The 12,924-nt window shown below is 76.7% G+C and carries 10 protein-coding genes; 8 read left to right on the top strand and 2 right to left on the bottom strand.

Features of this window, described 5'->3' with window-relative positions:
• The first annotated feature begins 92 nt into the window (after positions 1-92).
• The 7 genes from IEZ03_RS11035 (at position 93) to IEZ03_RS11065 (ending at position 10,105) form a co-directional block, all read left to right on the top strand.
• Positions 93-3,407, top strand: a complete 3,315-nt coding sequence (locus IEZ03_RS11035) for an FtsX-like permease family protein (protein ID WP_184888565.1) — start codon at positions 93-95, stop codon at positions 3,405-3,407.
• Positions 3,404-5,989 (top strand): FtsX-like permease family protein, encoded by a 2,586-nt coding sequence (locus IEZ03_RS11040; protein ID WP_184888563.1) that lies wholly within the window; start codon positions 3,404-3,406, stop codon positions 5,987-5,989. Before IEZ03_RS11035 ends, IEZ03_RS11040 begins: the two co-directional genes overlap by 4 nt.
• A complete protein-coding gene (locus tag IEZ03_RS11045; RefSeq protein ID WP_132052901.1) occupies positions 5,986-6,897 on the top strand; it encodes an ABC transporter ATP-binding protein in 912 nt (303 codons plus the stop codon). Before IEZ03_RS11040 ends, IEZ03_RS11045 begins: the two co-directional genes overlap by 4 nt.
• Positions 6,894-7,592 (top strand): ABC transporter ATP-binding protein, encoded by a 699-nt coding sequence (locus tag IEZ03_RS11050; RefSeq protein ID WP_229808209.1) that lies wholly within the window; start codon positions 6,894-6,896, stop codon positions 7,590-7,592. Before IEZ03_RS11045 ends, IEZ03_RS11050 begins: the two co-directional genes overlap by 4 nt.
• 70 nt (positions 7,593-7,662) lie before the next feature.
• Positions 7,663-8,877 (top strand): Tm-1-like ATP-binding domain-containing protein, encoded by a 1,215-nt coding sequence (locus IEZ03_RS11055; protein WP_184888561.1) that lies wholly within the window; start codon positions 7,663-7,665, stop codon positions 8,875-8,877.
• Positions 8,877-9,698, top strand: a complete 822-nt coding sequence (locus IEZ03_RS11060; protein ID WP_184888559.1) for a phosphoenolpyruvate hydrolase family protein — start codon at positions 8,877-8,879, stop codon at positions 9,696-9,698. The genes IEZ03_RS11055 and IEZ03_RS11060 overlap by 1 nt, the downstream gene beginning before the upstream one ends.
• Positions 9,698-10,105, top strand: a complete 408-nt coding sequence (locus tag IEZ03_RS11065) for a cupin domain-containing protein (protein WP_184888557.1) — start codon at positions 9,698-9,700, stop codon at positions 10,103-10,105. Before IEZ03_RS11060 ends, IEZ03_RS11065 begins: the two co-directional genes overlap by 1 nt.
• A 13-nt stretch (positions 10,106-10,118) precedes the next feature.
• Here IEZ03_RS11065 and IEZ03_RS11070 read toward each other — a convergent pair whose 3' ends face one another.
• The gene (locus IEZ03_RS11070; RefSeq protein WP_184888554.1) at positions 10,119-11,288 is read right to left on the bottom strand and encodes an ROK family transcriptional regulator; all 1,170 of its coding nucleotides are present in this window, start codon (positions 11,286-11,288) and stop codon (positions 10,119-10,121) included.
• Positions 11,289-11,351: 63 nt separating this feature from the next.
• Here IEZ03_RS11070 and IEZ03_RS11075 point away from each other — a divergent pair, with 63 nt between their 5' ends.
• The gene (locus IEZ03_RS11075) at positions 11,352-12,506 is read left to right on the top strand and encodes an MFS transporter (RefSeq protein WP_184888552.1); all 1,155 of its coding nucleotides are present in this window, start codon (positions 11,352-11,354) and stop codon (positions 12,504-12,506) included.
• Positions 12,507-12,519: 13 nt separating this feature from the next.
• Here IEZ03_RS11075 and IEZ03_RS11080 read toward each other — a convergent pair whose 3' ends face one another.
• Complete coding sequence (locus IEZ03_RS11080; RefSeq protein ID WP_229808210.1) at positions 12,520-12,918, bottom strand: YchJ family protein; 399 nt, start codon at positions 12,916-12,918, stop codon at positions 12,520-12,522.
• Positions 12,919-12,924: the final 6 nt, after the last annotated feature.

Raw genomic sequence — 12,924 nt, forward strand, 5'->3', positions numbered from 1 at the left:
GCCGGCGCGAAGATTGCGAAAACGTCGCGATTCGTCAAAGATCCCCCGGGTCCCTTGTAACGCCCGTCACACACAAATGATCATCGGCCTCCATGGGGCGACGACGGGGGTTCGTCATCGGGCGGATGGCCGGCGACCGGACGCTGATGCTGGCCGCCTGCGCGACCGCGCTGTTCACGACCGCGGTCCTCGCGGCACTGGCGGGCTACACCGGCCCGGTGACCCGCGAGGGGATGCGGCGCACCCTGGCGGACGCCACCTTCGAGACGGCCGGGACGACGATCGGCGCGCACGTCCGGCCCGGCGGGCTCGCCGAGGTCCGGGACCGGGTCGGCCGGGCGCTCGGCGAGATCTACGGGGACGTGCCGCTGGCGGTCTCGATGAGCGTGCGCGGCGACTCGTACACGCTGCCGGGCCAGGAGGACGCCGACCATCCCGAGCTGACCACCTTCGCGGCCTACACCGGGATCGAGCGGCACGCGCGGCTCACCTCGGGCCGCTGGCCCGCCGCCGGCGGGAAGTCCGGCGAGGTCGAGGCCGTCCTGCCGCGCGCCGCGGCCGAGGCCATGCGCGTCGAGGTGGACGACGCCTTCACCCTGAAGGGGCGCGTCGACACGGCGTCGGCCGTGGACGTCCGGGTCGTCGGGCTGTTCGACGTCCCCGACCCCGGCCACCACTTCTGGCAGGGCGACGGGCTCGTCACGACCGGCGCCGAACGCCTCGACTACACGACGTACGGGCCGCTGGTGGTGCCTCCCGAGGTGTTCGGGGAGCGCTTCGGCGGCACCGGCTCCGACGCCCGGTTCACCGTCCTGCCCGACCTGAGCGTCCTGGACACCGGCGACCTCGGCCCGCTCGCCGACCGCGTGGGCGCCGGTGAGGAGACCCTGCGGGAGGGCGGGGACGGCGCGCAGTACTCCGTGGTGACGGACTTACCGGAACTGCTGCGGCAACTGCGCGAGGCCGTCCAGGTCGCGCGCTCCGCGATGCTCATCCCGGTGATCCAGCTGGTGGTGCTGGCGGGATGCGCGTGGCTGCTCGTCGCCCGGCTCCTGGCCGACCACCGGCGCGGCGAGGTCGCGCTGCTGCGGACCCGCGGCATGGGAATGCGGCAGCTCGCGGCCGCCGGCCTCGCCGAGGGCCTGCTGGTCGTGCTGCCCGCCGCCGTGCTCGGCCCGCTGCTGGCCGGGCCGCTGCTGCGGCTGGCCGGGTACGCCCCGGCGGTGCGCGAGTCGGGGCTGCGGCCGGCGGCCGGGCCGTCCCCGGCGCTGTGGATCGTCTCGGTCGCGGTGGCGCTGGCCTGCGCGGTCGCCCTGACGATCCCGACGCTGCGCGGTGCGAACCGCACGTTCGTGGAGGCGCAGGCCGGGCTCGGCCGCCCGGGGCGGGGCGTGCTGCGCGGATCCGGCGTCGACCTGGCGCTGCTCCTCGTCGCCGGGCTGGCTGTCTGGCAGCTCACCCGGTACGGGGTGGACGGCGCGGGCGGCGGCCCCGGCGGCGGACCGGGCGGTGTGGACCCGTTCATCGTGTCCGGGCCCGCGCTGGCGCTGCTGGCCGGAGGGGTGCTGCTGCTCCGGGCGGTGCCGGCGGTGTCCCGCGCGGCCGAACGGGTCGCCACGCGGGGCCGGGGCCTCGTCCCCGCGCTCGGCACCCGGCAGGTCGGGCGCCGCCGTCTCCGCTACACGGGTCCGGTGCTCCTGCTGGTCATGGCGATGGCGGTCGGAGTGCTGTCGGTGACGACGATCTCGACGTGGAGCCGCTCGCACACCGACCGCGCGGACTTCAGGAGCGGCGCCGACCTGCGGTTCGTCCCGTCGTCCGGCGGTGAGGGCCCGGCGCCGCTCGGGCAGGGCGGGCGGTTCGCGGCGCTGCCCGGGGTGACGTCCGCGACACCGGTGCTGCGGGCGGACGCCAGTCTCGGCACCCGCCCGGCGGTCCTGCTGGGCGCGGACGCGACGGCGCTCGGCCCGCTGCTGCGCGTCCCGGCCGGCCTGCGGCGCGACCTGCGGCTGGACGAGCTGGCGCGGGCGCGTCCCGCCGCGCCGGCACTGACCGTCCCGGGACGGCCCGAGCGTCTCCTCTTCGACCTCCGGCTCAGCCCCGCCGAACCGGGCCGCCGCCCGCCGCCGGGCGAGGACCACGAGATCGCCGTGACGATCGTGGACGGGCAGGGATTCACCCGGAGGGCCGCCCTTCCCGGGATCGCCGCCGACGGCGACGAGCACACCATCGCCCTGGACGATCTGGCCGGGCGGGACGGCGCGCTGTCCTACCCGCTGTCCATCCGGGGCATCCACTACTCCTACGACGAGAACCCCCTCGCGAAGGGGCTCGTGCTGGACGTCCTGTCCGTGCGGGGCGACGGCACCGGGGAGGCGCCCCGGCCGCCCGGTTCCCGATGGGCCGCGTTCGCCCGCTCCACGGACGCGACGAAGCAGCTCGACCCGCGCGTGGCGGACACGGAGGGCGCGATGGGGCGGCTGACGATCCCGCCCACCCCGGAGCACGCGTCGGGGACCCGGGTCACCGAGCCGCTGGGGGAGGTCTCCGCGGTGCTCGGGACGGCGGCGGCGCCGCCGTCCCGCGGCCCGGGGAACACCGCTCTCCAGCCCGCCGTGCCGGGCGTCATCACCGGCGAGGCGGCGCGCCGCGCCGGGGTCGGCACGGGAGGCACGGTCACGCTGAGCACCGTCGACGGCGACCAGCCGGTCGAGGTCGTGGGCGTGGCGCCCGCCCTGCCGAGCGTTCCGCCCGACGTCCCGGCCGTCCTGGTGGACCTGCCGACCCTCACCGGGAGCAGGCTCACCGCGGGCGGGGCGGACACCGGAAGCGTCACGCCCGGGGAGTGGTGGGCGGCGACGCGGGAAGGCCGCACCGGCCCCGCCGTCCAAGCGCTGACGGGCCATCCCGCCTGGGGCGAGGTCGCCGCCGACCGCACGGCGCTGCGCTCCCAGCGGCGGGACGCCCACCTGGGCGCGGCGCTCCAGGGAGCGCTGCTGCTGGGGTTCGGCGCGGCGCTCGCGTTCGCCGTCATCGCGTTCGTGGTGAACGCCGCCGTGACCGCCGGGGCACGCTCCCGCGAGCTGGCGGTGCTCCGGGCGCTCGGGGTGCGCCCCCGGCAGATCGCCGGGATGTTCGCGATCGAGCAGGCGTACCTGGTGGTGCTCGGATTGCTCGGCGGGACCGTCCTGGGGCTGGTGGTGGCGCGGCTCGTGGTCCCGCACGTGGTGCTGAGCGTGCAGGCGGCGGAGCCGTACCCGCCCGCCGAGCTGGTCGTCCGGTGGCCCGTGGTGCTGGGCATGCTCGCCGGGGTGGCGCTGGTGCTCGGCCTCGTGCTGCCGGCGGTGGTCCGGACGCTGCGCCGCCGGAATCTCGGCGCGGGCCTGCGCGCGGGGGAGGACCGATGAGGGGCCCGCTGCTGCGGCTGGCTCGCGCGCAGTGGGCGCCGCTCGTCGCGCTGGCCGCGCTGACGGCGGTGTCCGCGCTGCTCGCCACCGTCCTGCCGGCGCGGATCGCCGCCGGGTACGACCGTGCCGCCGCGTCCGCGGTGGGCACGGGCGCGGACGTGCGCGTGGAGGGCCGGTCGGGAGGCGAGACCGGGGCGCGCATGATCCCCGGGATGGCGGCGATGACGACCAACTCCCTCGCCTGGCAGGAGCTGCTGCCGCCCTCCCTGCGGGGCGCCGTCGGCGAGCCGGAGCCGTCGGTGACCTCCGGGCGCATGACGGTCGCCGGCGTGGCGCCGAGCCCGCGGCTGCTCTACCTGGGCTGGGACGAGGGCGCCTTCAGACGGGCCCACATCGTCGCGGGGGAGCCGCCCGTCAACCGACCGTCCGGCATCGGCGACGAGGGCGACGAGATCCAGGTCGCCATCGGCCGGGAGTACGCCGACGCGATGGGGTACGCCCCCGGCGACCGCCTCGAGCTCCATGAGCGCAACGTGCCCGCACCCGTGCGGGTCCGGATCACGGGTGTGTACGAGGCGGACGACGCCGCCGCCCCGTACTGGGCGCCGCGCCCCACCCTGCTGCGGCCCATGAAGGCGGGCATCGGCGACGGCGTCCTCGCCGATGTCGGCACCGCGCTCACCGACGCGGGCGGGTACACGATGCTCACCCGCCACCAGGACCGGCGGCTCACCTACAGCTGGCGCTTCCCCGTCCACCGGGGCGCCGTCGACTCCGCGGGAGTCGCCGCCATGGCGGACGACCTGGACGCCTACCGGACCGCGGTGCGCGGCCGCTCCGACCTGTTCCCCTGCGAGGTCGTGACACCGCTCGACGGGCGGCTGCGCGGCTACGCGGACCGCCTCCACACGGCCAGGTCCGTCGTCGGGCCGGCGCTCGGCGGGCTCTCCGCCGTCGCCGCCGGGGTGCTGCTGCTGGCCGCCGGGCTGCTCGGGGTGCGGCTCAGGCCCGTCCTCGGGACGATGCGGGCCCGCGGCGCCGCGCTCCGGCAGCTCGCCGTGCCCGCGTGCGGCCTGACCGTGCTCGCCGTCGTCCCGTCCGCCGCGCTCGGGTACGCGGCGGGGCGGCTGCTGGACGCCGGGCCCCCGCAGGCCGCGTCGCTGTACGCGATCGCCGCGTCGGTCCTGGCGGTCGTCGCCGTGTCCGCCGCGGCGGTGGCGCGGGAACGCGGCGGCGGCCTGGAGTCGTCGGCGGGCCGGCGGGACGACGTCGCCGCGGCGCGGCCGTCCCGGCGGCGGCTCGTCCTCGACCTCCTGCTCGTGGCGCTCGCCGTGATCGGTGTGGTGCTGGTGCGCGGCCGCGGCGCCGCCGCGGGGACCGACCCGCTGGTCGCCGCCGTGCCGGTGCTGCTCGGCGCGGCGCTCGGCGTCCTCGTCCTGCGCGCCTACCCCTACCTGCTGCGCGCCGCCGGGCCGTACCTGCGGCGGCGGCGCGGGGCCGTCGCGTTCCTCGGCCTCGCCCGCGCCGGACGGCAGGGGCTCGCCGGGACGCTGCCGCTGGCCGTCCTGCTCATCGCCACGGCCGTCGCGGGCTTCACCGCGACCGTCGGCACCTCGCTGCGCGACGGGCAGGAGCGCGCGTCCTGGGCCGAGGTGGGGGCCGACGCCCGGATCTCGGCCGGGCCCGTGGACGACGCCGCGCTCCGCCGGATCCGCGCGGTGCGCGGCGTGACCGGGGCGGTCCCGGCCCGGGTCGTGACGAACGTGACCGCCGAGGGGGACCGGGTCCCGGTGACCGTGATCGGCGTGGACCTGGACGCCTACCGCGGGATCGCGCCCGGTGTGCCGGACGCGTCCGGGGCCTGGTTCTCGGTGTCCGCCTCCCGCCTCCTCGGCACGGACGCCGTGACGCTGAGCCGCCCCGGCCTCGACCCGATGCGCGTCACGCCGGCCGGGCGGATCGAGCGCTTCCCCGGCCTGGACCCGGGGTCGGCGTTCGTCGTCGTCCCGTACAAGCTGCTCGCCGAGGCGAAGGGGTTCCCGTCCGAGGTCTTCGTCGCCGGGGAGGGACTGGACGCCGAGGCGCTGCGCGCCGCCGTCCCCGGCCGGGACGTCCGGCTGCGGCAGGACGTGCTGGACGGCATGGCCGGCGTCCCGCTCGTCTCCGTCGTGCACGGCACGTTCTGGGACGTCGCGCTCGCGGGCGGCGCGTACGGGTTCCTCGCCGTGCTGCTCGTCCTCGTCGTGGGGGCCCGCGAACGGGGCCGCACCGTCGCCCGCCTCCGCGCCCTCGGGCTGAGCCGCCGGCAGAGCCGGGCCCTCGCGCTCGCCGAGATCGCGCCCGTCCTGCTCTGCGCGGTCGGGGCCGGCTGGGCGCTCGGCCTGCTGCTGCCCCGGATCATCGGCCCCGCCGCCGACCTGCGCCCCTACACCGGGGGCTTCGCCGCCGCCGCGCACCTCCCGGGCGCCCCCGCGCTGCTCGGGCTCGCCGCGGCCCTGCTGCTCGCCGCCGCCGCTGCCGCCGCCGTCGACCGCGCCGCCGACTCCCGCCCCGGAACCGCCCTGAGAACGGGGGACCCATGACCGACACGCCCGACCTCGCCGAACTGGAGCGCCGCGCCGCCGAACGCACGCCCGGCTACGGCGAGGGCGCCCACATCGTCTGCGACAACCTGGTCCGCATCTACAAGACCGAGGGGGTCGAGGTCGTCGCGCTCCAGGGCCTCGACCTGCTCGTCGACCCCGGCGAGCTGGTCGCCGTCGTCGGCGCGTCCGGCTCGGGGAAGTCCACGCTGCTGAACATCCTGTCCGGCCTGGACGTGCCGACCGCCGGCGTCGCCCGCGTCGCCGGCTCCGACCTGCTCACGATGGCGGCGCGGGAGCGGCTGGCGTTCCGGCGCGAGCGGGTGGGCTTCATCTGGCAGCAGACGTCCCGCAACCTGCTCCCGTACCTGACCGCCGCGCAGAACGTCGAGCTGCCGATGCGGTTCGCCGGGCGGTCCCGCCGCGCCCGCGCCACCCGTGCCGCCGAGCTGCTCGGCATGCTCGGCGTCGGCGACTGCGCGGGCCGCCGCCCGGACGAGCTGTCCGGCGGCCAGCAGCAGCGCATCGCCGTCGCGGTCGCCGTCGCCAACGAGCCCCGCGTCGTGCTGGCCGACGAGCCCACCGGCGAGCTCGACACCGCCACCGCCGCCGAGGTCTTCGCCGCGCTCCGCCAGGTCAACGAGGAGTTCGGCACCACCACCGTCGTCGTCACCCACGACCGGCAGATCTCCGGGCACGTCGACCGCACGGTCGGCATCCGCGACGGCCGCACCAGCAGCGAGGTCCGCCGCCGCGCCGGCGCCGCCGAGGAGTACGCCGTGCTCGACCGGGCCGGGCGGGTGCAGCTGCCCGCGCCGTTCACCGAGGCGCTCGGCATGCGCGACCGCGTCCGGCTCAACCTCGAAACCGACCACATCCGCGTCCGGCCCGGTGAGGAGCGCGAATGACCGACCCCATGGTGGCCGTCGAGGGGCTCACCCGCACCTACCGGACGGGCGGGATCGAGGTCCCGGCCCTGCGCGGCGCGTCCTTCTCCGTCGACCCGGGGCGGCTCGTCGCGATCAAGGGCCGCTCGGGCTCGGGCAAGACGACCCTCCTCAACCTGATCGGCGGCCTCGACACCCCCGACGGGGGCACCGTCCACGTCAACGGCCGCGACGTCGGCGCCCTCCCGGAGGACGACCTCCTCGCCCTGCGCCGCGACGACATCGGGTTCGTCTTCCAGTCCCACGGCCTGATCTCCGTGCTGTCCGCCGCCGAGAACGTCGAGGTGCCGCTCCGGCTCGTCCGCACGCCGCCCGCCGAACGGGACGAGCGCGTCCGCGTCCTGCTGTCCCTCGTCGGCCTCGCGGACCACGCGGCCCAGCGCCCCCACGAGCTCTCCGGCGGGCAGCGCCAGCGCGTGGCCATCGCCCGCGCCCTGGCCAACCGCCCCCGCCTGCTCCTGGCCGACGAGCCCACCGGCCAGCTCGACTCCGAGACGGCTTCCGCGATCATGCCCCTCCTCCGCGCCCTCGTCGCCAGCGAAGGCGTGACGGTGCTGGTGGCCACGCACGACGAGACCCTGCTGACCGAGGCCGACCGCGTCCTCCACCTGGAGGACGGCCTCATCACCGAGCCGCAAGCACCGACGCCGGCCTGACGCCCCTCCTTGGCCGATGCCGGTTGCGGGGGGCCGGTTGCGGGGCGGCGCGGTGGGGAACTCGTCCTTCATGGCGACTGTGGTGCTGGTGGGGACGCTCGATACCAAGGGGGCCGAGTACGCGTGGCTTCGCGAGCGGGTGCGGGCGCTGGGCTGCGATGTGGTGCTCGTGGACACGGGCATCGAGGCGTCCGATGTCGAAGCCGACGTTCCGGCCGAGCGGGTCGCGGAGGCCGGGGGCACGTCGCTCGGGGCCCTGCGGGACGCGGGGGACCGGGGGGCGGCCGTCACGGCGATGGGGGAGGGCGCGGCGGCCGTGCTCGCCGGGCTGGACCGGGTCGACGCCGTGCTCGCGGTCGGCGGGAGCGGCGGGTCGTCGATCGCGGCGCGGGCCGTGCGGGACCTGCCGATCGGGCTGCCCAAGCTCATCGTGTCCACGATGGCGTCGGGGGACGTGACGCCGTACGTGGGCGCGAAGGACGTCACGCTGATGTACAGCGTCGCCGACATCGCGGGCGTGAACCGGGTGACGCGGCTGGTCCTCGGGAACGCGGCGGCGGCGGCGGCCGGGATGGCGCGGGCGTACGAGGCGGCGCGGGCGGCGCCCCCGGCGGACGAGCGGCCCGTGGTCGCGGCCTCGATGTTCGGGGTGACGACGCCGGCGGTGGACGCCGCGCGGGAGCGGCTCGAAGAGCTGGGCTACGAGGTGCTCGTCTTCCACGCGACCGGGGCGGGCGGCCGGGCCCTCGAAGGGCTGGTGGAGAGCGGGCTGGTCGAGGGCGTGCTCGATCTGACAACGACGGAACTGGCCGACGACCTGGTGGGAGGGGTCCTGTCGGCCGGGCCCGAGCGGCTCACGGCGGCGGGACGGCGCGGGGTGCCGCAGGTCGTGGCGCCGGGCGCGCTGGACATGGTCAACTTCGGGCCGCGCGAGACCGTCCCGGAGCGGTTCGAGGGGCGCGTCCTGTACGTCCACAACCCGACCGTGACGCTGATGCGGACGACGCCGGAGGAGATGGCCGAGCTGGGGCGGCGGGTGGCGGCGAAGCTGGCCGCCGCGACCGGGCCGGCGGCGCTGTTCGTCCCGCTCGGGGGGGTGTCGGCGCTGGACGCGCCGGGCCTGCCGTTCCACGACCCGGCGGCGGACGAGGCGTGCTTCGCGGCCATGGCGGGCGCGGTGGCGGGCGCGGTGGAGACGGAGAGGCTCGACGTGAACATCAACGATCCGTCGTTCGGCCGCGCGATGGCCGACCGGCTGCACCGGATGATCTCGGAGGGAGCGTGATGAAGCGGGGAACCCTCCTGGAGCGGCTCCGGGCCGCCGTCGCGGAGGGCAGGCCCGTCATCGGCGCGGGGGCGGGCACCGGGCTGTCCGCCAAGTGCGCGGAGGCCGGCGGGGTCGACCTGATCATCATCTACAACTCGGGCCGGTACCGGATGGCGGGGCGCGGGTCGCTCGCCGGGCTGCTCCCGTACGGCGACGCGAACCAGATCGTGGTGGAGATGGCGTCCGAGGTGCTGCCGGTCGTGGCGGACACGCCCGTCCTGGCCGGGGTGTGCGGCACCGACCCGTTCCGGGTGATGCCGGTGTTCCTCGACCGGCTGAAGGCCATGGGGTTCGCGGGCGTGCAGAACTTCCCGACGGTCGGGCTGTACGACGGCGTGTTCCGGCAGAACCTCGAAGAGACCGGCATGGGCTTCGACCTGGAGATCGAGATGGTGCGGCTCGCGCACGAGCGCGACCTGGTCACCGCCCCGTACGTCTTCGACGAGGACCAGGCGCGGGCGATGGCGGAGGCGGGCGCCGACGTCCTCGTGCCGCACGTCGGGCTCACCACGAAGGGCAGCATCGGCGCGGGCACGGCGCTGACGCTGGACGAGGCGGTCGAGCGGGTCCAGGCCATGCGGGACGCCGCGTTCGCCGTCCGCCCGGAGGTCCTGGTGCTGTGCCACGGCGGGCCCATCGCCGAACCGGACGACGCGGCGTACGTGCTCTCCCGCACCGAGGGCGTCGTGGGCTTCTTCGGGGCGTCCTCGGTCGAGCGCCTGCCGACCGAGCGGGCCATCACGCGGCAGGTGGCCGCCTTCAAGAATCTGGAGCTCTGATGCTGGTCAACCCAGGAGACGTGACGACGATGACCTTCGACTGGGGGTCCATCAAGTGGTTCGTCACGCCGTCGTCCGTGCCCGGCGCGGGCAGCACGCTCGGCGAGGTGATCGTCAATCCCGGCAAGGGGCACGCGCGGCACAACCACCCGGGCGCCGAGGAGGTCATCTACGTGATCTCCGGGGAGGCGGCGCAGATGGTGGACGACGGGAAGCCGTTCCGGATCGGCGAGGGCGACGCGGTCCACATCCCGAAGGGCGTCTGGCACTCGACGTACAACGCGACGTGGCGCCCGCTCCGGCTGATCGTCACCTACACGCCGGGCGGTGAGGAGAAGGCCCTGGAGGCCGCACCGGACCTGCGCCTGCTCGCGGCGGGCGCGATCCCCGAATGGAGCCAGGCTTGACCGCGTGACCAGGTCAGACGCGTGACCAGGTCTCCAGGCCCTCTTCAGTGAGCAGGACGTCGAACGCGGCGTCCGCGGCGCCGATGAGGGGGCCCTGCGGGCCGAGGGGCGACCGCAGGACGGGCGGCGGCGCGGCGCGGCGGTAGCGCATGAGGGCCGAGGTGTAGCCGTCCCGCAGGGCCGCGGGCGTGCGCTCGTCCAGGTCGAGGGCCAGGCCGGAGAGGGTGACGGCGTCCGGGTCGAGGGCGTTGACCAGGGCGCCCATGCCCCGTCCGAGTGCGTGGGCAGCACCTGCGACGGCGTTCAGCGCGGCGGGGTCGGACGCCGCCGACGCGATGATCTCGCCGGCCGCGGTGCGCGGGTCGGCCGGCGGGGGACGGTCGAGCGCGCGGGCCATGGCGCGCCCGTCGACCGCGAGGTCCCAGCAGCCGCGTGCCCCGCACGGGCACTCCAGCGCCGGGTCGCCGAACGGCATGTGCCCGAACTCGCCGCCCGCGCCGGTCGCGCCGTCCACCGGCCGCCCCTCCACGACCAGGATGCCGCCGACGCCGACCTCGACCGTCAGGTGCAGGACGACCCGCGCCGCCGTCCCCGCTCCGCGCCGGGCGTCGGCGAGCCCCACGAGCGAGGCGTCGTTCCCGACGAGCAGGGGGACGCCGGGCGGCCGGAGCGGCCCGAGGGCGACGTCCCGCCAGCCCAGCCCGGACGCCTGGATGATCGTCGTCCCGCTGACGGTCCCGGCGACGCCGGCCGACACCGCGCGGACACGCCCGCCGTAGTGGGCGTGCAGCGCGGCCACGCGCGCGGCGAGCGTCCCGACGAGGCCGGGGGATCCGGCGTGCCGGCCGCTGTCCTCGGTGATGACGCGGCCGCCGAGTTCCACGCAGGCCACCCGCCACTCCTCGTGGCTGATGGCGACCACGCACACCAGCGGGCCCTCCGGGTGGGCGCCGAGGACGGGGGACGGCCGGCCGCGCCCGCTCGCGCGGGGCGGCGGGGTCTCCCGGACCAGCCGCGCCGCCTTGAGCCGGGCCGTGATCTCAGCGGCGGACCCGCTGCTCAGCCCCAGCGCCCGCGCCACCTCCGCCCTGGTCGCGGACGGGTGCGCGTGAACGTGCCGCAGCACGGCCAGCGCGCCCTGGCTGCGCAGGGCCCGCGCCGAGTGCGCGGTCTTCGGCTGCATGGTGACATCCTGGCCGTTCCGGATTATCCTCGTGGCACGAGCATATTCCTCCCGGGGTGACCCATGAGCGAGACCGCGGTGCTGCGGCGCACCTCCTCGACCTTCGGCCTCTACCTGGCGTTCGGCTGCCTCGGCTACCTGCTGACGGCACTCGGCGCGATCCTGCCCGAGCTGCGCGCGGAGCGCGGGCTCCCGCGCGCCGAGGCGGCCCTCTACCCGTCGGCGTTCGCGCTGGGGCTCGTGGTCGTCGGGCTCGTCGGGCACCGGCTCGCGGAGCGGCTCGGGCGGCTGGCGCTGCCCGCGGCGCTGGCCGCGCTGGCCGGCGGCGCCGGGATCATCGCCGCCGGCGGCGGGCGGGTCGGGACCGGGATCGGCGCGCTCGTCCTCGGGCTGGGCGGCGCGGGGCTCGTCCAGCTCGTCCCGGCCGGGCTGCGGGCGCTGCACGGGGGAGACGGGGCCGTCCCGATCGGCGAGGCCAACGCGGTGGCGAGCACGGCGTCCGTGCTGTCGCCGCTCCTGATCGGCGCGGCGCTCGCCGCCGGGCTCGGGTGGCGGTTCGCGTTCGCCGTCCCGCCGCTGGCGCTGGCCGCGATCCTGCTGCTCACGCGGCGCGCCGTGGTGCCGGTGACACCCGCGGACGTCCCGCCGGACGCCGGGAGCCGGGCCCCGCGCGCGTTCGTGAGCCGGTGGTCCGATCTGGTGCTCGCGGTCGGCGTCGAGTTCTGCATGGTCTTCTGGGCCGCCGACTTCCTCCGGTCGGTCAAGGGCCTCGGCTCCGGCGCAGCGACCACGCTCTCGGCCGCGTTCGTGCTGGGCATGGCCGTGGGACGGATCGCCTCCGGGCCCCTCGTCCGCGCAGCGGGCGGGGCCGACCGGCTGGTCGTCGCGGCGACGGCCGTCGGCGTCGCCGGATTCGCGGTCCTGTGGGCCGCGCCCGCCTCCGCCGCGGTCGCCGGGCTGCTGGTGACCGGGCTCGGCGTCGCGCTGCTCTACCCGGTCATCCTCGCGCGGGCGCTCGCCGCGTGGCCGGCTCAGCCCGTCCGGGCGGCGGCCCGCTGCGCCCTCGCGTCCGGGGTGGCGATCGGCCTCGCCCCGCTCGCCCTCGGGACGCTCGCCGACCTCACCACCCTGCGCGCCGCCGTCTTCGTCGCGCCCGCCCTGCTGCTGATCCTCCTCGTCCGCTGCGGATGGCGCCTCAGGGCGCACCCGGCGGCGTGACGGGGCGCACCGGTCAGCTCACCTTGCCGCGGACGTAGACCCACCCGCCGTCGTGCCTGACGAACCGGCTGACCTCGTGCAGTTCGCCGGGCGTCGAGCCGTCCAGGTAGTGGGCGCGGAATTCGACCGTCCCCTTGTCGTCCCCGGGGCCGCCGCTCTCTTCCCGGACGATCTCCAGGCGCACCCATCGGGTCCCGGGGTCGAAGTCGATGCGCTCCGGACGCGTGGCGGGATGCCAGCTCCGCAGCAGGTACGCCTCGTCCCGCTCGGCGAACGCGCTGAACCGCGACCGCATCAGCTCCGCGGCGGTCTCGGCCCGCGCCTCCCCCCGATGCAGCCGCCCGCAGCAGTCCTTGTACCGGGGCCCGGCACCGCAGGGACACTTCTTCGACTTGGGCACCGATTTCGCCACGTCCCG

It is taken from the genome of Actinomadura livida (assembly GCF_014648675.1).
Lineage (GTDB): Bacteria > Actinomycetota > Actinomycetes > Streptosporangiales > Streptosporangiaceae > Spirillospora > Spirillospora livida.

Coding starts and splice junctions, on each gene's coding strand:
- IEZ03_RS11050 (WP_229808209.1), top strand. CDS start 6,894: ATGACCGACCCCATGGTGGCCGTCGAGGGGCTCACCCGCACCTACCGG.
- IEZ03_RS11035 (WP_184888565.1), top strand. CDS start 93: ATGGGGCGACGACGGGGGTTCGTCATCGGGCGGATGGCCGGCGACCGG.
- IEZ03_RS11075 (WP_184888552.1), top strand. CDS start 11,352: ATGAGCGAGACCGCGGTGCTGCGGCGCACCTCCTCGACCTTCGGCCTC.
- IEZ03_RS11055 (WP_184888561.1), top strand. CDS start 7,663: ATGGCGACTGTGGTGCTGGTGGGGACGCTCGATACCAAGGGGGCCGAG.
- IEZ03_RS11070 (WP_184888554.1), bottom strand. CDS start 11,288: ATGCAGCCGAAGACCGCGCACTCGGCGCGGGCCCTGCGCAGCCAGGGC.
- IEZ03_RS11060 (WP_184888559.1), top strand. CDS start 8,877: ATGAAGCGGGGAACCCTCCTGGAGCGGCTCCGGGCCGCCGTCGCGGAG.
- IEZ03_RS11040 (WP_184888563.1), top strand. CDS start 3,404: ATGAGGGGCCCGCTGCTGCGGCTGGCTCGCGCGCAGTGGGCGCCGCTC.
- IEZ03_RS11045 (WP_132052901.1), top strand. CDS start 5,986: ATGACCGACACGCCCGACCTCGCCGAACTGGAGCGCCGCGCCGCCGAA.
- IEZ03_RS11065 (WP_184888557.1), top strand. CDS start 9,698: ATGCTGGTCAACCCAGGAGACGTGACGACGATGACCTTCGACTGGGGG.